This window comes from Bacillus sp. AFS037270, assembly GCF_002585305.1.
In genome coordinates, this window is record NZ_NUNF01000011.1 from 113,649 (window position 1) to 134,587 (window position 20,939).

General features: G+C 41.7%; 19 protein-coding genes. All 19 read left to right on the plus strand.

What is annotated here, in order from left to right; all coding sequences use genetic code 11:
• Positions 1-24 precede the first annotated feature (24 nt).
• The 19 genes from COD92_RS05770 to COD92_RS05860 all read left to right on the plus strand — a co-directional run bounded on the left by COD92_RS05770 (position 25) and on the right by COD92_RS05860 (position 20,931).
• Positions 25-1,218, plus strand: a complete 1,194-nt coding sequence (locus COD92_RS05770) for an acyl-CoA dehydrogenase family protein (RefSeq protein ID WP_098528636.1) — start codon at positions 25-27, stop codon at positions 1,216-1,218.
• Between the two features lie 114 nt (positions 1,219-1,332).
• Positions 1,333-2,286, plus strand: coding sequence for a VOC family protein (locus tag COD92_RS05775; protein ID WP_098528635.1), 954 nt, complete (start codon positions 1,333-1,335; stop codon positions 2,284-2,286).
• 46 nt (positions 2,287-2,332) lie between these two features.
• Positions 2,333-2,815, plus strand: a complete 483-nt coding sequence (locus COD92_RS05780) for a flavin reductase family protein (RefSeq protein ID WP_098528634.1) — start codon at positions 2,333-2,335, stop codon at positions 2,813-2,815.
• A gap of 78 nt (positions 2,816-2,893) precedes the next feature.
• The gene (locus COD92_RS05785; protein WP_098995924.1) at positions 2,894-4,750 is read left to right on the plus strand and encodes a XylR N-terminal domain-containing protein; all 1,857 of its coding nucleotides are present in this window, start codon (positions 2,894-2,896) and stop codon (positions 4,748-4,750) included.
• Positions 4,751-4,945: 195 nt separating this feature from the next.
• A complete protein-coding gene (locus tag COD92_RS05790) occupies positions 4,946-6,259 on the plus strand; it encodes an MFS transporter (protein WP_255295243.1) in 1,314 nt (437 codons plus the stop codon).
• A gap of 226 nt (positions 6,260-6,485) precedes the next feature.
• Positions 6,486-7,325, plus strand: a complete 840-nt coding sequence (locus COD92_RS05795; protein WP_098995926.1) for an alpha/beta fold hydrolase — start codon at positions 6,486-6,488, stop codon at positions 7,323-7,325.
• 14 nt (positions 7,326-7,339) lie between these two features.
• A complete protein-coding gene (locus tag COD92_RS05800; protein WP_098528630.1) occupies positions 7,340-8,293 on the plus strand; it encodes a VOC family protein in 954 nt (317 codons plus the stop codon).
• A 66-nt stretch (positions 8,294-8,359) separates the two neighbouring features.
• Entirely contained in the window at positions 8,360-9,865 is a 1,506-nt protein-coding gene (gene tcuA, locus COD92_RS05805) for an FAD-dependent tricarballylate dehydrogenase TcuA (protein WP_098995927.1), read from the plus strand.
• A complete protein-coding gene (locus COD92_RS32660; RefSeq protein ID WP_255295244.1) occupies positions 9,862-10,269 on the plus strand; it encodes an acyl-CoA dehydrogenase family protein in 408 nt (135 codons plus the stop codon). Before tcuA ends, COD92_RS32660 begins: the two co-directional genes overlap by 4 nt.
• Positions 10,270-10,286: 17 nt before the next feature.
• A complete protein-coding gene (locus tag COD92_RS32665; RefSeq protein WP_255295245.1) occupies positions 10,287-11,057 on the plus strand; it encodes an acyl-CoA dehydrogenase family protein in 771 nt (256 codons plus the stop codon).
• A gap of 472 nt (positions 11,058-11,529) precedes the next feature.
• Positions 11,530-12,726: an acyl-CoA dehydrogenase family protein gene (locus COD92_RS05815; protein ID WP_098528627.1), complete on the plus strand. Its 1,197-nt coding sequence runs from the start codon at positions 11,530-11,532 to the stop codon at positions 12,724-12,726.
• Positions 12,727-12,789: 63 nt separating this feature from the next.
• Positions 12,790-13,647 carry an FAD synthetase family protein gene (locus COD92_RS05820; RefSeq protein WP_098528626.1) on the plus strand — a complete coding sequence of 286 codons (858 nt, stop codon included), beginning with the start codon at positions 12,790-12,792 and terminating at the stop codon, positions 13,645-13,647.
• Between the two features lie 26 nt (positions 13,648-13,673).
• Positions 13,674-14,561 (plus strand): isocitrate lyase/PEP mutase family protein, encoded by an 888-nt coding sequence (locus COD92_RS05825; protein ID WP_098528625.1) that lies wholly within the window; start codon positions 13,674-13,676, stop codon positions 14,559-14,561.
• Between the two features lie 19 nt (positions 14,562-14,580).
• Positions 14,581-15,999, plus strand: a complete 1,419-nt coding sequence (locus COD92_RS05830; RefSeq protein ID WP_098528624.1) for an FAD-binding protein — start codon at positions 14,581-14,583, stop codon at positions 15,997-15,999.
• A 13-nt stretch (positions 16,000-16,012) separates the two neighbouring features.
• On the plus strand, positions 16,013-16,750 hold the full coding sequence (locus COD92_RS05835; protein WP_255286588.1) for an SDR family NAD(P)-dependent oxidoreductase: 738 nt from the start codon (positions 16,013-16,015) through the stop codon (positions 16,748-16,750).
• A 28-nt stretch (positions 16,751-16,778) separates the two neighbouring features.
• Positions 16,779-17,216, plus strand: a complete 438-nt coding sequence (locus tag COD92_RS05840; protein ID WP_098528622.1) for a GlcG/HbpS family heme-binding protein — start codon at positions 16,779-16,781, stop codon at positions 17,214-17,216.
• Positions 17,217-17,288: 72 nt separating this feature from the next.
• On the plus strand, positions 17,289-18,338 hold the full coding sequence (locus COD92_RS05845; protein WP_098528621.1) for an MFS transporter: 1,050 nt from the start codon (positions 17,289-17,291) through the stop codon (positions 18,336-18,338).
• Positions 18,339-18,598: 260 nt separating this feature from the next.
• Positions 18,599-19,975 carry an FAD-dependent oxidoreductase gene (locus COD92_RS05855; RefSeq protein WP_098528619.1) on the plus strand — a complete coding sequence of 459 codons (1,377 nt, stop codon included), beginning with the start codon at positions 18,599-18,601 and terminating at the stop codon, positions 19,973-19,975.
• Between the two features lie 98 nt (positions 19,976-20,073).
• Positions 20,074-20,931: an aspartate/glutamate racemase family protein gene (locus COD92_RS05860; RefSeq protein WP_098528618.1), complete on the plus strand. Its 858-nt coding sequence runs from the start codon at positions 20,074-20,076 to the stop codon at positions 20,929-20,931.
• Positions 20,932-20,939 lie beyond the last annotated feature (8 nt).

Genomic DNA, 20,939 nt, shown 5'->3' on the forward strand with positions numbered 1-20,939 from the left:
CCACTAATCTAGGAGGTACAGTTTATGGAGCAAAGTGTATTAGATGTAAAGAGAGAATTGGTGGAAAATGCTCGGTCCCTCATCCCAACATTACGGGAACATAGTGAAGAAATTGAGAAAACCAATACGTTACCCCAAGCTGTTATCGAAGAAATGAAAAATAAGGGCACCTTAAAAGTTTTACGTCCCCATCTATTTGGCGGTTATCAAACGAATATGCGTACCTATACAGAGGTTGTTACGGAAATTTCAAGAGGAAATGGATCAGCAGGCTGGTTTTGTGCGTTGAGTAATATTAGGGATTATATGATATCTTATACGTTTGGTGAAAAGGCTCTAAGCGAAATTTATCCTCCAGGAAAAGATGTTGTGCTGGCTGGTAACTTTAAACCCATCAAATGTAATATTAAAAAAGTGGACGGCGGCTATTTTATTGAAGAAGCACAATGGCCGTTTGTTTCGGGCAGTCCACACGCTGACTGGTGCTATTTTGGGTTCCCGATCGCAGATGACAATGGCGGTGTTGAGATGGCGATCATGGTCATACCACGGGATGAGTTGGAAGTACTAGATGACTGGTATGTAATGGGTCTTAAAGGCTCAGGCAGTAATAGCTGCAGGATTCAAAATGTATTTGTTCCTGAGCATCGTGTGTCGTTAGATCGATTGGCTAGTAAAGGTCATTATTTAGTTGAACCGCTTAAGGATGTTGCACTATATCGTTCTTCCTTTGTGCCGTCTCTAACATTATCCATCGTTGCACCGGCATTAGGCCTTGCCCAGGCTGCCATGGATTTATACATGGAGAGACTTCCAAAGGCAGGAATTGGGAATACCTTCTACCATAAGCAAAACGAAGCACCGATTACCCACCTTCAGGTTGCACAGGCACAGCTAAAAATTGATTCTGCTGAACTTCACCTTTACCGGGCTGTTGATAAGATTGATGAATATGCAGATCGGGGAATGGTAATGGCTCAGGCTGAGATTGTTAAGGTAAAGGCAGACTTTGGTTATGTAAACCAATTATGTAAAGAAGCGATAGATCTCCTTGTGGCTGGAGTAGGCTCTATGTTCACATATGAAACGAACGCACTGCAAAGAGTTTATCGGGATTTTCTGACCATGCATTTACATGGCTTTATCACCCCATCCAGTTTAATAGAAACCTATGGCAGGGTACTGTGCGGTCAGGAACCTAACACCTATTTTGTATAAACTAAACTTCTAGAGTATTAGAAAACAGCAAGGCGTAATTTATTTTAAAAAAAGATTTTTTTGAAGATAAATGTAAAGGCTTTCTTATTAAATAATAGTCTAGGAGGAAACAAAATGAGTTTACCTGAGATTGCAAAGTTAGGGCATGTCGCATTAGTTACGGAAGACTTAGAGAAGTCACTTTGGTTCTATAAAGAAGTAATTGGCTTGGAAGAAACAGAAGTAGTAGACGGGACCCATTATTTACGGGCATGGGGAGATTTTGAACATCATACACTTTCAGTCACAGCAGGAGACAAAAATCATCTTGACCATATCGCCTGGAGAACTAAACGCCCAGAGGATGTAGAAGGATTTGCTAATCTATTAAAAGATGCGGGTACAGAGGTAACCTGGATCGAGGCCGGAGTTGAGGCAGGTCAAGGCAGAGCCATCCGTTTCCAATTACCAAGTGAACACCGGTTTGAGATTTATTATGATATGGAGAAAACGCTGGCAGAACCATCTAAACGCTCTGTATTAAAGAATCAGACTTATAAGTCTTGGGCACGCGGAGTATCGCCAAGACGAATCGACCACGTCAACCTTTTAACTTCTCTTAAGGCAAATGTTATTTCAGATTACTTAAAAGAGAAATTAGGTTTTAAAATGCGGGAATACGTAAAAGCACCAGATGATTCTTTAATTGGAGCTTGGTTAAGTGTGACACCACTGGTTCACGATATTGCCGTCAGCCATGATCCATTTTCACCAACCACACATCAAATACATCATATTTCCTATTGGCTCGATAATTCTCAGGACCTGTTAAGAGCAGCGGATATCCTGAAAGAGAATGGGATTTTCTTTAAAGGACCTGGTAAGCATGGAATTTCACAAGCCATGTATATCTACGCTATTGATCCGGGCAGCGGTTTACGAGTGGAATTATTTACAAACGGTTACTTAATCTTTGAACCTGATTGGGAGCCGATTGAATGGACATTAGATGAGATGGATATCGGTTTTACGTTCTGGGGCGACCAAATGGACAATAAGCCAGAAAACAACCCAACGATTGAAGCATAAATTTTTTACAAGTATAAAAGTGATAGGAAAGGAAGGGGACTAAAGAATGGATGACCGTCAATTTCGTATAGCCATGGGGAAATTTGCAACTGGTGTAACCGTTATTGCCACTGATCTGGATGGAGATGTACATGGAATGACAGCTAACGCCTTCATGTCTGTCTCACTAGACCCGAAGCTGGTTGTGGTTTCAATTGGGGAAAAAGCGCGAATTCTTGAAAAAATAAAGCGGAGCAAGACGTTTTCTGTAAATATATTAGCGGCGGACCAACAAGAACTTTCAATGATATTTGCCGGCCAGCTGAAAGAGCATCGAGAGGTTGTTTTTGACCGCTTAGATGGGAAGCCTGTATTGGCGGGTGCTGTTGTCCAAATCGCTTGTGACGTTAGAGCAGAACATGTTGAGGGTGATCATACACTCTTTATCGGCAAAGTAACAGATATCCAGCTTGAAGATGTAGAACCACTTATTTTTTACAGCGGCCGTTACCGTTCATTAGCTGAAGATAAAGTAGTTAATCTTAAATAACAAAGTAAAAGACTCCTTGTTAAAAGTAAAGGAGTCTTTATTTTCACCTAAATAGTCTTGGTATTAAGGGGTGAGGTCATGAAGGGGAATATGGCAAATTTACTGGAACTAAGTGCGAATGAAGAAGAAACTAAAAAAATTATCACTACTTCCTCCGCTTTTGGACTTTTACGTAAAGGAATCATTGAAAATCTAGGAACTACTAGAGCAAAGAGCTTTCTACTTCGTTACGGCTGGAGTCTTGGTGTTACGGATGCAGAGGAAGCTATGAAACAAACTTCAAATATTAATGAGCTCCTTCAACAAGCTTCCATCCTCCATTTAAGTACAGGACATATTAAAGATATTCAATCGGAACGAATTATCGAAATGAGTGATTCCAACACTATAAAATCAATTCTTGGTAAAGGAAAATGGATTGACTCCTTTGAGGCTAACGAGCACCTTAAACATCATGGTGAATCAGATATTCCTGCCTGTCACACGTTAACAGGATATGCAAGCGGTTATATGTCAACGGTCTGTAAAAAAAGTGTCATCGTAAAGGAAATATGCTGTATTGCCAAAGGAGATGCTGAATGTTGTTTTGAAGCTAGACTCCAAGATGATTGGGGCATTGAGATTTCTGAAGAGCTAAAATTTTATAAAGAAATTAATATCATTGAAGAACTAGAGTACACCTATGAGCAACTATTAGAGCAGCGAAAACTTGTGGAAAAGGTTTCTAGATTCCACAAAAAATTAACGGAAAGTATTTCAAATGGCAATAATCTACAAGATATAGCAGATACAACATTTAAACTATTAAAGATTCCGATTTCAGTTGAAGATTTAAGCTTTCAAAAAATTGTTTTTTCAGGTATCAATCAAGAAGAATACAGCCGATTGAGTAAGGAATTAAAAGAAAGCTTGATTCGAAAGAATAGGAAAAACAATACAGCTCTCCCATTATTCAATGAAACGACAAGATTAAAAACGGAAAATCAGGAGCGTCTTCTTTCGCCCATAATTGTGCAAAAGAAGGTAATCGGTTATTGTACATTCCTATATCCGAAAGGCTTTGACAATAGTACCGAGAACAACGTTATGTTCATTGAACGGGTGGCCAATGCGGCATCCTTGTATCTTTTGAATGAAAAAACCAGTTTTGAAGCAGTTGAAAAAATGAAGGGTTATTTTTTGGAGCAAATTCTGAAGGGCCAATATTCAAACAGAGAAGAGGTTATTCATCGAGGCAGGTATATGGGGATCAATTTAGCAGAGCCCTTTTATGTGGCAGCATTAGACTTTAAGAATAAAGGAAATATAGCAAATATAAAGAAAGATCAATACGAGCAAATTCTTGAGACAATTGCAAAGTATTTAGATATCCAGGGATATAAGGCCTTGATAGCTCAATATGAGGGTCAAATTATCATGCTAATCCCTGAATCTGCTCAGCTGTTAAGTCATCTGGGTAAGATTATTAAGCATGTGGAAGCTACACATACAATATACGATTGTAAGATGGGAATTAGTGATAAATCCGATGATATTGAAGGTATTTTGGAAAATTTAGAAGAATCATTGATTGCCTTAAGGATGGCTGCCGGAAGGAAGATTATTCATTTTAAAGACTTAGGGATTGTTGGGGTGTTGATTAATTCCAAAAATGTAAGTGGAATTAAAAAAATAGCCAAACAAGAATTAGGGCCTCTCTTTAAGATAGGTGAGGCAAAACAAAAGGAATTAGTTAAAACCCTCTATGTTTTTTTATCGAACGGAGGGAAACTGCAGCAAACCATGGATGACTTGGCGTTATCCATGAGTGGTCTAATGTATCGAATAAATAAAATTGAGAGCCTGCTCCAAAAGGATCTACGTGACTCATCGCAAAGTTATCAGTTGCAGTTAATTTTAGATTCACAATTGGCATTAGGAGAACTAGAGATATAGGCCGTGCAAAGCATTCCATTTAGAGGAGTGCTTTCTTGTTTTAAAAACCAATAAAAACTACCGGAAAATCAATACCAATATAAACTGCCTAAAAATCTCTCAAAATTAAATAATGTTTATTCTAGATTAAAATAATTGAATTTTCTAAAATTGATAAATGTAAGTGTTTTCAATATTGAATAGGGGGGAATGATGTTGAATCAAGTTCAATCTATTGAAAAAAGTACTGTAAAGAAGACAATGAGGAGAATTTTACCGTTTATTTTAGTTTTATATGTTGTCGCTTTCTTGGACAGGGTTAATATGGGGTATGCCGCCTTAGAAATGAATGCTGACTTGGCATTAACCGCAGAGGCATTTGGCCTGTTGTCAGGCTTATTCTTTATCAGCTATTTTATCTTTGAAGTACCGAGTAATCTAATTATGCACAAAGTAGGGGCAAGATTGTGGATCTCAAGAATTATGATTTCATGGGGAATTGTGGTGATCTTAACAGGGTTTATTCAAACCGCCACTCATTTATACATTTTACGCTTTTTACTAGGAGCAGCCGAGGCAGGCTTTGTTCCTGGAATCGTTCTTTACTTAACTTATTGGTTTCGAAGCCGGGAGAGGGGGCGAGCAACCGCGTTATTTTTCGTTGCCTTGCCATTAAGTGCATTAATTGGAGAACCACTGTCAACATGGATTATGGACACCATTTCGTGGGGTGGTTTAGCAGGCTGGAGATGGATGTTTATTATGGAAGGAATTCCGGCCGTTATTTTGGGGATTGTGGTTCTATTTTACCTGTCCAATAAACCTGCCAATGCAAAATGGTTAACACAAGCAGAAAAAACTTGGCTGGAAGGGGAGCTGGAAAAGGAGAGAGCCTTAAGTGCGAAATTAAATAAGACTTCTCATCTTGACATGATAAAGGACTCGAAAGTCTGGAAGTTAGCTTTATTTAATATTGCTGGTTTTATTGCCGTGAATGCTTTATCGTATTGGATGCCTACTATTATTAAATCTTTATCAGCCTCTTCCACGACAAATATGCAGATTGGCTGGTTAGCGATGATACCTTCGATTATTGCTATTCCATCTATTCTTTTTACAGGTTGGAACGCAGATAGAACCAATTCACATAAATCGCATTTAGGTGTATGTGTGACTGTCGCTATGATCGGGTTCATAGGCTGTGCGTTTGTTACAACTGTTCCACTGATGGTTTTAATGCTTTCGATTACCTCTGCAGGACTATATGGGATTTCCGGAACTTTTTATGCCTATATTACTTTCTTTTTCTCTGAATCAACGGCACCAGCTGGCATCGCGTTAGTAAGCACGCTTTCCTCATTAGGTGGATTTGTGGGGCCAATGATTATGGGTATTTTCAATTTTACTCAAGCTATGTTTATCATTGCAGGCTTCCTTATAATTAGCTTGATTACTCTTACAACTCTTAAATTAATCCCTAAGAATAAGTCAGATATGGCTGAAGACAGTGTCATAGAAGTACCAAATTAATAGAGTCATTAGGTGAACGAACTAGAGTCCGGGTGTAAAACCCGGATTTTTTTACGTTTAAACTTTTGCCAAAAACCAATAAAAAGTAGTTAAAAATAGAAATAAATCAAATGGTTTTTTCTCTAGAATTGGAATTCCTAATTTTTTAAAATTGAATCAAGAACTAGATGACGAAGAAATGTAAGGGGTTTCATGAACTATTTATTTAAAGAGAGGAGAATTTAATTTGGAACAGATAAAACAGAATGTAATTAAAACCAAAAACTTTGAAACATTTCTTAATCGTACAGGGGAAGGAAACGCTGAGGTGATTTTATTTTTACATGGATCTGGACCAGGTGTGTTCGCATGGGCTAACTGGCGTTATGCATTAAATGCATGCAGTGAGCAATATGATTGCCTTGCCCCGGACCTCCTTGGTTTCGGAAACAGCAGCCATCCCGAAACGCTGCCAAAGAATCGTCAGGGCTGGACCGATCTTTGGGTCAATCAAATCATCGAACTGTTGGACGAACTTGGAATTGAAAAGGCTCATGTTGTTGGGAATTCTTTAGGCTGTTCAATTGCCCTTGAATTACTTTTAGAACACCCGGAACGGTTTTGTAGTGTTGTATTAATGGGACCAGGAGGGACACCTAATACCAAACTTAGTACTGAGCTTGCCCGTGCGAAGGGATTCTATGATAATCCATCGGAAAAGAAAATGCGCCAAATTATGAGTTGGTTTGTCTATGATGCTGAAAAACTAGCACCCGAAATTGATGCCCTAGCAGAAACCCGTTATGAAACCGCTATGCGACCGGAAATTCAACGTTCCAATGATGCCATCTTTGCAACTGCTGCGGTTCCGGTACCTGTTACGGCTTTAAAACGAATTCAACACCCCATTTTATTAGTACACGGACGAGACGATATGGTTTGCTCGATTGAGTCAAGCTATTATCTGCTATCCTATTTGCCAAATGTCCAGCTTCATGTCTACGGTCAAACGGGGCATTGGACGCAAATCGAACAAAAAAATAGTTTTAATCAATTAATCCAAGATTATTTTTCTAGTAAACTCTAATGGAGGTTTTGGGAATGACTTTACCGGAAATTGCAAAGCTGGGACATGTGGCCCTTGTTACACCAGACCTTGAAAAATCGCTTTGGTTTTTCAGGGATGTAATTGGATTAGAAGTAACTGAAGAGAAAAATGGGATCTATTATTTGCGGGCCTGGGGCGACTTTGAACATCATACGCTTTCCCTTACAGAGGGTGAGCGAGGCTATATTGATCACATTGCCTGGAGAACCAAGCGTCCTGAGGATGTCGAAGGATTTGCGCAGTTGTTAGAAAAGGCAGGAACAGAAGTCAGATGGATTGAAGCAGGAGAAGAGACAGGGCAAGGCAGGGCTATCAGTTTTAAACTGCCAAGTCAGCATTCTTTCGAAATTTATTACGATGTTGAAAAACCAAAGGCCGATGAAAGGCGACGATCCGTCTTGAAAAACCAGACTTATAAATCCTGGGCCCGCGGCTGCTCACCTCGAAGGTTTGACCATGTCAATATTGCAACCTCAATGGATGTTGGCGAGATTATTGATTATTTAGGAAGCCAGTTAGGCTTTAAGCTCCGTGAATATGTAAAATACAATAATGGCAAAACCGTAGCAGGCTGGATGAGTGTTACTCCATTGGTTCACGATATTGCCGTGATTTCAAGACCACAGGCTCAAACGCCAAATCAACTGCATCATATATCTTATTGGCTTGATAATGCCCAAGATATTTTAAGGGCTGCTGATATTTTAAAAGAAAATGGCATTAATTTTATTGGGCCAGGAAAGCATGGTGTTTCCCAAGCATTCTATCTCTATGTTTTAGACCCAGGCAGCGGCTGCCGTGTAGAACTGTTTAGCGGTTCTTATCTAATCTTAGAGCCTGATTGGGAACCAGTTGAGTGGACGGAAAAAGAGCATTCAATTGGTAATACCTACTGGGGCGATTCTGTGATGGATAAAGAAATGAATAAACCGACCATAGAAGCATAATTCTTGAAAACTGACTCAACTTGCAAACTTGAGTCAGTTTTTTTCGAAAGAGGGGTTAGAGTAGTGATGGATAGTGAAATTCATTGTACAGATATTGTGGTCGTAGGGGCAGGGAATGCTGCGATGTGTGCAGCAATTGCCGCACGTGAGAATGGCGCTCGAGTTTTAGTCCTAGAGAAGGCACCTGAAACGGAAAAGGGCGGGAATAGCACGTATACTCATGGATCGATTCGTTTTGCTTATAACGGAATGGACGACCTAAAACAAATTATGCCAGATTTAACAGCTGAGGAAATGGAATGTACGGATTTTGGGACATATACAGAGGAAGAGTTTTTTAATGATATGTGCCGTGTCACGGATTATCGGACTGATCCGGAATTAGCCTCACTACTCACAAGTAAGAGCTTTGAAACGATGAAATGGATGCAGTCCCATCGAGTAAGATGGGTGCCAATTTATGGCCGGCAGGCGTTCAAAATTGATGGGAAATTTAAGTTTTGGGGCGGAATGATTGTTGAGTCTGTCGGAGGCGGTCCAGGTTTGATCGAGGCTTTACATGAAGAAGCTGGCCGAATAGGAGTCGACGTACTATTTGATGCGATGGCAATCGAGCTAATTCATAACGACGACGGAGTTCATGGGGTTGTTTTTAAACATCAAGGAAAAACAAAAGAGGTCCATGCGAAGGCCGTTATTTTAGCATCAGGGGGATTCCATGCGAACCCAGAAATGCGCACGCGTTATTTAGGTCCAAATTGGGATCTAGCACATGCGAGGGGCAGCCGCTTTAACACGGGTGAAGGTATTCAAATGGCACTTAACATTGGTGCCCAAGCATTTGGGAACTGGTCAGGCTGCCATGCAGTAGGCGGTGACCGGTATTTGGCGGAATTCACCGAGGGCTTTCAGAAGCTAAGTTATCCATTTGGGATTATGTTGAATGCGGAGGGCAAGCGTTTTGTCGATGAAGGAGCCGATTTCCGAAACTACACGTATGCCAAATATGGAAAGCTGATTCTCGAGCAGCCGGGGCAATTTGCTTGGCAGATCTTTGATCAAAAGGTAATTGATCTTTTACGCGATGAGTACCGGGGAAGAAAGGTAACAAAGCTAAGAGCCAATACGTTGGAAGAATTAGCTGAAAAGCTTGAAGGTGTTGACAAAGACGGATTTTTAAAGACGGTAAGGGATTACAATGCCACGATTCGAAAGGCCGTTCCGTTTAACCCGAATATAAAGGACGGACGGTGTACAGTTGGATTAGCGGTGAATAAATCAAATTGGGCCAATACGTTGGATGAGGGACCATTTGAAGCTTATGCAGTCACCTGCGGCATTACGTTTACCTTTGGCGGGTTAAAAATAAACTCGAAAACAGAGGTACAAGACATCTTGTCTAACTCTATACCCGGTTTGTATGCGGCAGGAGAACTAGTTGGCGGATTATTTTACTTTAATTACCCGGGTGGTGCAGGTTTAATGGCAGGGTCTGTTTTTGGAAAAATGGCGGGTGAGAACGCAGCTAGTTTTGTTAATCAATTGGGAGAAAAAGAGGAGATGGTGAAATGAACAATGTGAAACAAATTGACCAAGAGCTGGTAGAAAAAGCACGGGTATTAGTGCCAAAATTACGTGAAAGAGCAAAGGAAACCGAAGAAATAAGACGGATCCCCGAAGCAACGATAAAGGAATTAAAAGAAACAGGTCTGATTAAATTACTTCGTCCGAAACGCTATGGCGGCTCGGAAACGAATATGAGAACCTATGCAGATGTTGTGGTCGAAATTTCGAAAGGATGTGCCTCTACGGGCTGGATTGTCGCGCTATGTGCAATACGGGAACTAATGGTAGCCGAATCCTTTTCCGAAAAAACTCATCTCGAGATTTTTGGAGAAAATAAGAGGATGTTTTATTTGCAGGGGTGTATGAACCAAGGAAATGTATTGCCCATCGGGTGGATGGAGGTTATTTAATTGAAGAAGGCTTCTGGATGTTCTGTTCAGGATCTCTTCATGCCACATGGGGTTACTTTGGGATGCCTATTATCGATGAAAATGGAAAACTAGTTGATCAGGTCTTAATGACATTGCCTTTTGAACAATTAAATATTATGGATGATTGGTATACGATGGGTTTGAAGGGAACAGGCAGTAATAGTGTGAAAATGGAAAACGTTTTTATCCCTGAACATCGCTGTGTTTCTTTTTCAGAATCGTTGAACGGAAATTTCCAATCTAAGCACCTTCGCGATATCCCTTTGTATAATACTGCACTTTTTCCAAGTTTGATCTTATCACTGGGACTGCCTGGGTTAGGAGTAGTAAAGGGGGCATTAGAATCGTTTCAGGAATTCCTGCCAAATCGCCGGGCGGCTCATATTGGAGTTGAATTCTTAAAGGATGCGACGAGCACCCACCTTTTGATTGCGGATGCTTCGTTAAAAATTGATACGGCTTCCATGCATTATTACCGAGTCGTGGATGAGCTGGACTCTTGGGCGGCAAGTGGAAAATACATGGATCGTTATACAAGGGTTAAGACTTTAGCTGATATCGGCTATGCTAACCAAATGTGTAAAGAGGCTCTAGATATTTTGATGCTTGCCAGCGGCTCGGGATATGTGTATGATGGCCACCCGCTTCAAAGAATGTTCCGTGATTTTATGACCTTGTATTCTCACCGATCACTGTCACCTACGATTACTAAAGAAAATTATGGCCGCGTACTTGCAGGGTTGGAATCGAATGCACTTCGATATTAAGGGGAAAATGGTTTTCGCAAGTAGTTAGGGGTTATCCGCAAGTAAGTAGGAGCTAACCGCAAGTTAATTATGGTTATCCGCAAGTTAGATATGATTATCAGAAAGTAGGAAATGCTAACGCAAGTAAAAGATGATTATCCACAAATAAGAGGAGGCTATCCGTAAGTAAAAGATGATTATCCGCAAATAAGCTAATACTATCCGCAAGTAAGGCAACCACTACTTTCAGCAACACCTAAAAGCCAGCATTTTAGGTGTTTTTTTATGGATAAAAGCCATAAGTTCAGTGTTAGATTTTTTTTCTTCAATAAAAAAACCAATAAAAACTACCGAAAAACTGCCCTAACTCAAACGGTTTTTACTCTAGATTCAAGTATCCGAATTTTCTAAAATTTACTCAAGAACAAACAATAACCAGCAACCAATTACTCACTAACGTTCAAATAAAATAATGAAGGGATGAGGAGGAATCATGACAAGTACGATTTTAGATATCCAAACCGAGCTAGTTGAAAAAGCTAAAGCATTTGTCCCACGGTTAAGAGAGCGGGCAAAGGAAACAGAAGAAATTCGCAGGATACCCGAATCCACCATAAAAGAATTAAAAGAATCCGGCCTGTTTTATATCCTTCGTCCCAAACAATTTGGCGGCTATCAAACAAATATGAGAACCTATACCGACATTGTAACGGAGATTTCACGCGGATGCGGTTCCACCGGCTGGGTAGTCGCGCTTTGCTGCCTGCGCGAATTAATGATATCTGAATCTTTTTCCGAAAAGACACATCAGGAAATTTACGGTTCCAGTGACGATATCGTGTTTGCTGGTGTCTTTGAACCCAGGAAGATAAAAGTTAAAAAGGTGGAAGGAGGTTACATCATTGAAGAAGGCTATTGGCCGTTTTGTTCCGGATCCCTCCATGCGACCTGGGGTTATTTCGGGATGCCAATTGTAGATGAAGACGGTAACAATGTGGACCAAGGTCTGATCACCCTTCCGATGAGCCAAGTAGAAATTGCTGATGATTGGAATGTAATGGGCCTCCGAGGAACAGGAAGCAATAGCATCTACATGAAAGACGTGTTTGTTCCTGACCACCATGTTGTATCCTTTACAGCCGCAATCGACGGAAAATTCCAATCTGATCACTTTCGCGATATCCCACTCTATAACACCGCACTTTTCCCAGCACTAGCCATGTCCATCGGTGTCCCTGGTTTAGGAATGGCCAAAGCGGCATTAGAATTCTTTATGGGAACATTGCCAAACAAAAGGTCAGCCAATTTAGGGGTTGAATTTGCAAGAGATGCGGCAACTACCCACCATCAGGCTGCGGAAGCCTCGCTAAAAATTGAAACCGCTGCCATGCATTTTTATAAAGTAGCTGATAACTTAGATGCCTGTGCCACAAGCGGTGAGTACATGAGTAAGTTTGAACGAGTGAAGGCGTTGGCTAATATTGGGTATGCTGTACAGGCTTGTAAAGAAGCGATTGATATTCTAATCCTTGCTACCGGCTCAGGCTATGTAGGAATTGGACATCCGATGCAGCGAATCGCTCGTGATTTTACAGCACTATACACACACAGAACGATATCCCCAATTACATCAAAGGAAAACTTTGGGCGCGTTCTTTGTAGTCTTTCAAGCAATACAAAAAACATTTAGCTGAAAAAGAGCGCTGGAAGTAAATTACCATAGGAGCTTGAGTTAAAAAGAAGGAGGGACTGCATGGAAACCATTTATTTGAATCCCGGCAATCTGGCGTATTGGCAGAAGAAGGCCCGTCCAAGCGTCATGGCTCTTGGATTTTTTGATGGAATTCACATTGGACACCGTGAAGTCATTCAAACAGCTTTTCAGAAGGCGAAGGAAGCAAATCTATGTCTATCTGTGATGAGCTTTTTCCCCCACCCGAAAACGGTTATATCTAATGGAAAAACTCAAATCGACTACCTTATGCCCCTTTCTGATAAGGCGGGGATATTATGCGAGTTAGGTGTAGACATCTTTTACATCGTCGAATTTGATAAAGAATTCTCTACCCTGTCACCTGAGATATTTACAGCAAAATATTTAGTAGACCTCAGTGTCGTCCATGCAGTGGCCGGCTTTGATTACACATACGGGTCTCGTGGTATGGGGAATATGGACCGGTTGAAAGCTGATTCTGGAGGGATTCTCGAAATCACAAAGGTAGATAAGGTTGAATGCCGGGGTGAAAAAATCAGCTCCACATGTATTCGTGAAAAGTTGGCAAGAGGTGAGGTTGAGCAATTACTTGAATTTTTAGGGCGTCCCTATGAGGTAGCATGTATATGGGAGGGTACTTCCTTAAAAGTGAAGCCTCACTACACATTGCCGGCCGCAGGAAGGTATGCTGTTACATTAAAGGGAAATGGCCAATCACACATGATAGAAATAATGGTTACCAACGATAAACAACTAATTCCGGTAAGTCCCCAAACATTTATTGCATCCGAATGCAAGGGAGAAGTTTCCATCATTTGGAACCAGCTTATATCTGAGAGAATACCAGATTACTATCTTGAAAGGAATTGGATGCAGGGACTGGTTAAAACCAGTTAATTATTTAACAAGAGGGGGCTCGACAAGTGAGTAAAACAAAAGAGTTTCGAAATCTCTTGCAGGAACCGGGCTCATTTATCCTGCCTGGAGCTTATGATTCGATGTCTGCAAGATTAATAGAAGAAATAGGTTTTAAAGCAATTTATGCGACTGGTGCCGGAATATCCAATGCCCAATTAGGCTGGGCAGATGTCGGTCTTACCTCTTTAAAAGAGGTCGTGGATATTGTAACGCGCATGGCAGATGTGACAACCATTCCAATTGTTGTGGATGCTGATACGGGATTTGGAAATGCCATCAATGTGATGAGGACAGTTCGTGAGTTTGAACGGGCCGGGGTTGCAGCTATTCAAATGGAAGACCAGGTTTCCCCAAAAAAATGCGGTCATTTCAATGGGAAGGATGTTATTTCGAAAGGGGAAATGATTGGTAAAATCAAAGCGGCCGTGGATACAAGAACGGATGAAAATTTAGCCATCATTGCCCGTACAGATGCATTGGCGGTAAACAGCATGGAAGATGCTTTAGAGCGGGCCCATGCCTACAGAGAAGCTGGAGCCGATATTATTTTTGTCGAAGCACCGACAACGATCGAACAGTTAAAACAAATCTCCACTGAACTTAAGGGCATCCCACAGGTTCTTAATATGGTTGAAGGCGGCAAAACTCCACTTCTTTCTCTTGAAGAGGCAGAAAAGATTGGTTTTAAAATAATGCTTTGTGCGAATACGGTCCTCCGTTCGGCCATTAAGGGGATCACAGCTTCTTTGAAAATATTAAAAACGGAAGGATCACAAGAAAATGTTCACGATTTAATCTGTACCTGGGAAGACCGTCAATCACTCTTCAAGCTTAACCAGATTAAAGAGTGGGAAAACAAGTATGCTGATACTCCATCATTATTAAAAAAGTAGATTTGAGGAGGAAATCAATATGGGTAGAGAAGTAGATTTTGACATTGTGGTAATTGGGTGTGGAGTTGCGGGAACTTCTGCCGCATTATCGGCTGCAGAAACGGCTAAAAAGGAAAATAAAAACTTGAAAATAGCGATTCTTGAACGGACTGACTTTGACCATAGAGGCGGAAACTCCCGCTGGACGGCCTCTTATATGCGGATGAAAAATCTCGAGGAGGTGGCGGAAAATTTTGTCGAAGATATGCTTGCCTTTTCTGATTATTATTCTGATCGGGAGTACATAGAAACTCTTGCGAAGGATGCAGGAAGTACATTGAGGTGGGTCGAGGAAAAAGGAGTGGAATTTGATTATTTGCCAACCATGTTTTTAACAGCCTCCAAGCCTCGTTTACTTCCTGTTGGGGGTGGCCGGGCCATCATAGACATGTTATCACGCCGTGCTGGTGGACTGGGCGTTGAAATTATCTATGAAGCAACAGCTTGGAAATTACTGCTCGATGAAGAGGGGGCTGTTAACGGTTTGATGGTCCGTGTAAAAGGCGGAACATCGCTTCAATTAAAGGTAGGGGCAGTTATCTTAGCGTCAGGAGGATTTCAGGGAAATCAAGAAATGATGGCGCAATATGTTGGCAGAGATGCCCACAAAATCAGAACCGTAGCTGAGGGCGGTTTATACAACAAAGGTGAAGGAATTCGCATGGCCATGGCAATTGGTGCCAAGACAGCAGGTCAATTCGACTCTTTCCATGCTGAGCCAGTTGACCCAAGAAGTAAACGGGAAGAGGCGGCAGTCATGACTTACCCTTACTTTATTTTGGTTGATCAGAATGGGAAGCGCTTTGTAGATGAGGGGAAAACAACAGTGGATGAACAATATGAAGAAGTGGCCCGAACCATTTTTTATAACCTTCCTGGTCATATTGCTTATATGATTGGCGATCAAAAAATGTATGAAATCCCGAATTATGAAAGGGCAGTCGAAACCGATAAACCTGCCATTACGGCAAACACACTGCAAGAACTCGCTGAAAAAATTGGTGTGCCTGCTGAGCAATTAACAGCGACAGTTGAAACTTATAATGCTGCCGTACAGCCGGGTGAATTTCATTGGGATAAAAAAGATGGGAAGCAGGCTGTCGGCATTACACCACCCAAGTCCAATTGGGCGATTCCGATTGATAAGGCCCCATTTATCGCTTATCCAATCGTTTGCTCCAATGTCTTTACGAATGGCGGTTTAGCAACGGATACAAATGGCCGCGTGCTTTCACAAGATCAAGAGACTATCCCTGGTTTATATGCTGTTGGTGAAACAGCCGGACTTTATTATGGAAAATACCCCGGCGGAACTTCCGTATTAAGAGGACTTGTATTTGGCCGTAGAGCAGGGGAACATGCGGTATCTTATGTAACTCATGCAAAACTCGAGGTATAACAATAGGGAAAGGGTGATCTCTTTGGAATTGAAGGATAGAATAGCCTTTGTAACTGGCGGAGGCAGAGGGATTGGCAGAGAGACCTGTATTCTTCTAGCTAAACAAGGGGCGAAAATAGCGGTATTTTCTAATAATCAAGTCGAAAGTCAAGCTACTGCTGATTTTATAAAAGAAGATCTTGGGGGAGAAGCCATCTCGCTTGTGGGGGATGTACGCTCAGAAGTGGATATTAATCTAGCAGTTCAAGAAACACACGAAAGACTTGGCTCGATTGATATCTTAATTAATAATGCCGGTGTCATGCTGCTTAAGCCGTTTACGGAAACCTCTGTTGAGGACTGGGACTTTGTACAAGAAATCAACATTCGCGGCGTCTATTTGTGTGCCCGTGCGGTTGTTCCTCATATGCTCGAAAACAGAAATGGAGTCATCATTAATTTATCCTCCATTTGGGGGACTAAAGGCGGGCCAGATAGAAGCGCCTATATAGCCTCTAAATATGCGGTGATCGGTTTTTCAAAGGCATTGGGTGAAGAATTAAAACCGCACAGGATACGTGTAAATGCTGTTTGCCCAGGACCGGTGGATACCAAAATGATGGAGGAACTTGCACCGGATGTAAATAAGGAAAATTGGCTGCGCCCTATCGATATTGCCAATATTGTTGTGGATTTATGTTTACCTAAATCCAAAGCTGTCACGGCAACAGCAGTTGAGGCCTTTGGCTATGGCCGGCCTGTAAATGTTTAAAACTTACATTTTGAAAGGAGTAAGAGAAATGGAAAACATAAAAACGACGGTTGAAACAAAAAATATTAGTCTAGCATTAGCAAACAAAATGATGGAGGCTGCAATCAATAAGGCTTCTGAGCTCGGAATTCCATTTAGCATCGCCATTGTTGATCGGCCAGGGAATTTAAAGGCTTTTACAGCTGTTGATGGAGCACCTGTCTTGAGTATAGAAATTGCTCAGAATAAGGCATTTTCTGCAGCTGCCTATAACAGACCAACACATGAATGGTATGACAGAATTAAAAATGATCCTCCATTATTGCATGGGATCGTTCACACTGAAAGGTTAGTGATATTTGGCGGGGGCTTCCCAATTAAGTTAAACGGGGAACTGATTGGTGGAATCGGCGTAAGCGGAGGTCATTATACACATGACATGCAGGTCTGTGAAGCAGCGTTAGAAATTATTAAAGATTACGAATAAGCAACTAATAGAAAAATCCGGCCAGTGTTTAACCACGCAGGCCGGAATAATTAATAATTGGGGGGGATAACTTTGACGACAAATGAATACGAAAAAATGGACAAAGCTAAGTATAAAGCATTCTTTGGTGCCTATATAGGCTGGATCTTTGATTATTATGAAGTTTTCGTTCTTAGTTTTCTAGTCATTCCTATGGCTGCGTCGCTCTCTTTAACTACTGAACAAGTGGCATCCTTATTTTCAGTCCAATTGGGATTTTTGGCTTTAGGAGGTATTGTTTTTGGATTACTTGGAGATAGAGTAGGTAGAAAAAAGATATTAATCTGGACATTAGTCATTTTTTGTTTTGCTACCTTAATGAGAGCATTTACCTTTGATTATACATGGTTAGTGATTTGGACAGCGGTTGCAGGTTTTGGGCTTGGCGGTGAATATGGAGCGGGTCAGGCCTTAGTTAGTGAAGTGGTACCAACGAAGCAACGGGGATTTTGGAGTAGTCTTCTCTATGGTGGAGCCTATATAGGAATTTTTATGGGTGCACTCATAGGAGGATTTATATTACCAGTTATTGGCTGGAGATGGACCTTTGCCATTTCCGCACTTCCTATTTTAATAGCATTATTTCTTAGACGAGATGTCGAGGAATCGAAAGTATGGGAAAAGACGATTAAAAACACCAGTGCAGTCAGTGTTAAGAAAAAGTTTGGGATAAAGCGGTTTTGGAAGCCATTTATCATTTCTTTGATTGCCGCAGTTTTTCAATATTTTGCTTATTATGGAATAACCAACTTTTTACCTACTTACCTAGTAAAATATGAAGGATTCGAAATGGGGAAAACAGCCTGGTGGTTATTCTTTACAGCTTTTGCCGGGTTAGTGGGTTCACTTATTGCTGGATATACAGCAGACAAGTGGGGGAGAAGGATCACTCTTTCGTACTTAGCGTTTATCGCGGGTGCTGGCGGCTTGCTTCTTTACTTTACTTGGGATTCCCTCTTGCACTCTTTTTGGATACTAGTTCCAATTTTCTTCCTTTACATGGGATCTAATGGGGCTACCATCTTCGGTTCATTATTTAGTGAGATATTTCCAACTGATGTAAGAAGTACTGGAATTTCTTAGGCTCTTCAAATTGGAAGAGGACTTGCATTTGCTCCGCCTTTGATTACTGCTGCAGTCTTTCCAGTTTATGGGTACCAACCAATTATATTAATGGGAGCAGGTTTTTTCTTCGCATTATGTCTGTGGGCTTGGGTTTTCCCGGAAACGAAAGATAAAAATTTGGATACGCCACCATCCGATCCAATCGATATTACTCAAGAAGGTAAGAACATTAGTAGCTAGAGAAGTAGTAGAAAGCAAATGTAAAAGGATGTGAAACAATGGAGTCCTATGACTTGGTTATTTTAGGCGGAGGAATGGCCGGCATGTGTGCAGCAGCAGAGGCAGGAGAGAAGGGGGCCAGTGTCCTCCTGCTTGAAAAACTAGATGAGCTTGGCGGGAGTACCGTCTTAAGTTCGGGATATATGGCATTTGCAGGAACTGATATGCAAGAAGTGTCAGGCATTGTGGATTCCAATGAATCCCTTGTAAAGGACCTTAGAGAAGTTGGCGGCGGCGTAAATGACACATCGTTAATAACGTTTTATGCTCAGAATCAACTGGAAACCTATGCATGGCTTGTGGGGCTGGGGATAGAATTTCGCTCCTTAGAGGCGGTAAGCGGCCACAGTGTTCCCCGTGGACATAGTATTGATCCGCATCAAGCCATTCAAGCGCTATATAAAAAAGTAAAGCAGTTTCCGAATGTAACTATTCGTTTCTGTGCACCTGCAAAGCGCCTGCTAAAAAACGGGGAAGGACGAATCGATCGTGTCCTTTATGAGCTGGAAGGGGCTGAACAGACAGTTGAAGCGACCAAAGGCGTAGTGGTTACTTCCGGTGGCTTTGCCAAGGATGAGGCAATGCTTAGACAGTTTGCCCCTCAGTTAAATGGAGCCCTTAGAATTGGCGGGAGAGGGAATCATGGAGAAGGTATTAAAATGGCCTGGGAACACGGGGCATGGGTCAGTGATTTACCTTATTTGAACGGAACATACGGATTCCATCCGAGCGCATCCGGAGCAGTTAAAATGCAGGGACTCGCCTTTTATAAAGGGGCTATCATAGTTAACCAATTGGGGAGACGTTTCGTTAACGAGTCTATCTCCTATAAGCTACTAGGAAAGGCAGCCTTCGAACAGCCTGATAAGATTACTTATCAGGTGTGGGATCAAACTGTGATGGATAAAAGTGTGGCAGATGACCCGCTTTATGATTTTGAGCTGCTCCGCCGCCGCCGTCTTCTTTATATTGCGGATACATTAGAAGAACTGTCAGATTGTATTGATGTACCTTTGGAGGTATTAGAAGAAACCATTTCTAGATACAATCAGGGAATTCAAACCGGCGAGGAGCCTGATTTTGGCAGGAAGACGTTAACGCATAACTTTGGAAAACCAATTCCGATAGAAAAAGCACCCTTTTATGCATTTGAATCAACAGTCGCCATGCTGGCAACTTATGCAGGAGTCGCAGTCAACTCAGCTGCGCAGGTTCTTAATCCGTTTGGGGAGCCAATCCCGGGATTGTATGCTGCTGGGGAGGTAACCGGCGGTTTCCATGGTGCTGGTTACATGACTGGAAGTTCCCTCGGGAAGGCAGCCGTGTTTGGCAGGGTGGCTGCGGCTGAGGCATTATCGGAGTTAGTTGAAAAATAATTAATTCCTTTAATTTGAAATGCCGATAACATCGAAATTCCCCCGATTTATATGGAAAAAGATGATAAATAATTAAATGAAAAAAGGAGGTAATGAATGTGAAAATCTGGCATCAAAGCTTAACCACGATTGATCGGGTCCCCGAGTATCGCGATGCGATTGTCAATCATGTTCGCAAAATTGCTCGACCCGATGTGGAGGTCGTTTTACATGGTATGTCGGAAGAAACCTATCCAACCCATTACCCTGGTCATTTTATTACCTATTCTTACCTGCAAAACCTACACCGTGAACAGTTTGTACGGGCGGCCTTACTAGCTGAAAAGGCTGGTTATGATGCCATGTTTATAGCGACTATTCCCGATGTGGGTCTCTTAGAGGCCCGAACTCTTGTCGATATTCCGGTAGTTGGCTATGGTCAGGCCTCCTTTCATATGGCTTCCATGCTTGGAGATAACATTGGCGTTGTTAATTTTCTTGGACCGCTTGCCGATGAACTTCGCCAAAATGCCGCTCGCTATGGTTTAGGCAATAAACTGGGGCCAATTGTCCAAACAGATGTAGGGTTTGATCATGTCCTAGCTGGTTTTAGTGACCCGGAGCCTGTCGTTGCTTCTTTTAAAAAGGCGGCAGAAATGGCGATTGCTGAAGGGGCTGATGTCATTGTTCCGGGAGAGGGACCCATGAATGTATTCCTCGCCACCCATGGAGTTTCGAGAATTGGCGACGTACCGGTGATTGATTCCTTTGCTGCCGGTATCAAGATGTGTGAGTCCTTAGTGGACTTACGCAAAAACTCGGGTGTCTACATGACGCGCCGTGGATATTTCAATGCCAAACCACCTGCAGAAGCAGTCGAAAGACTCCGTGAACTTTACAACCTTGAAGGATCACCTGACCTAAAACAGGAGCGGGGATTAGCTGTTAGAGGAAGCGAAACTAACTCTGTTAAGTAAAATTCACG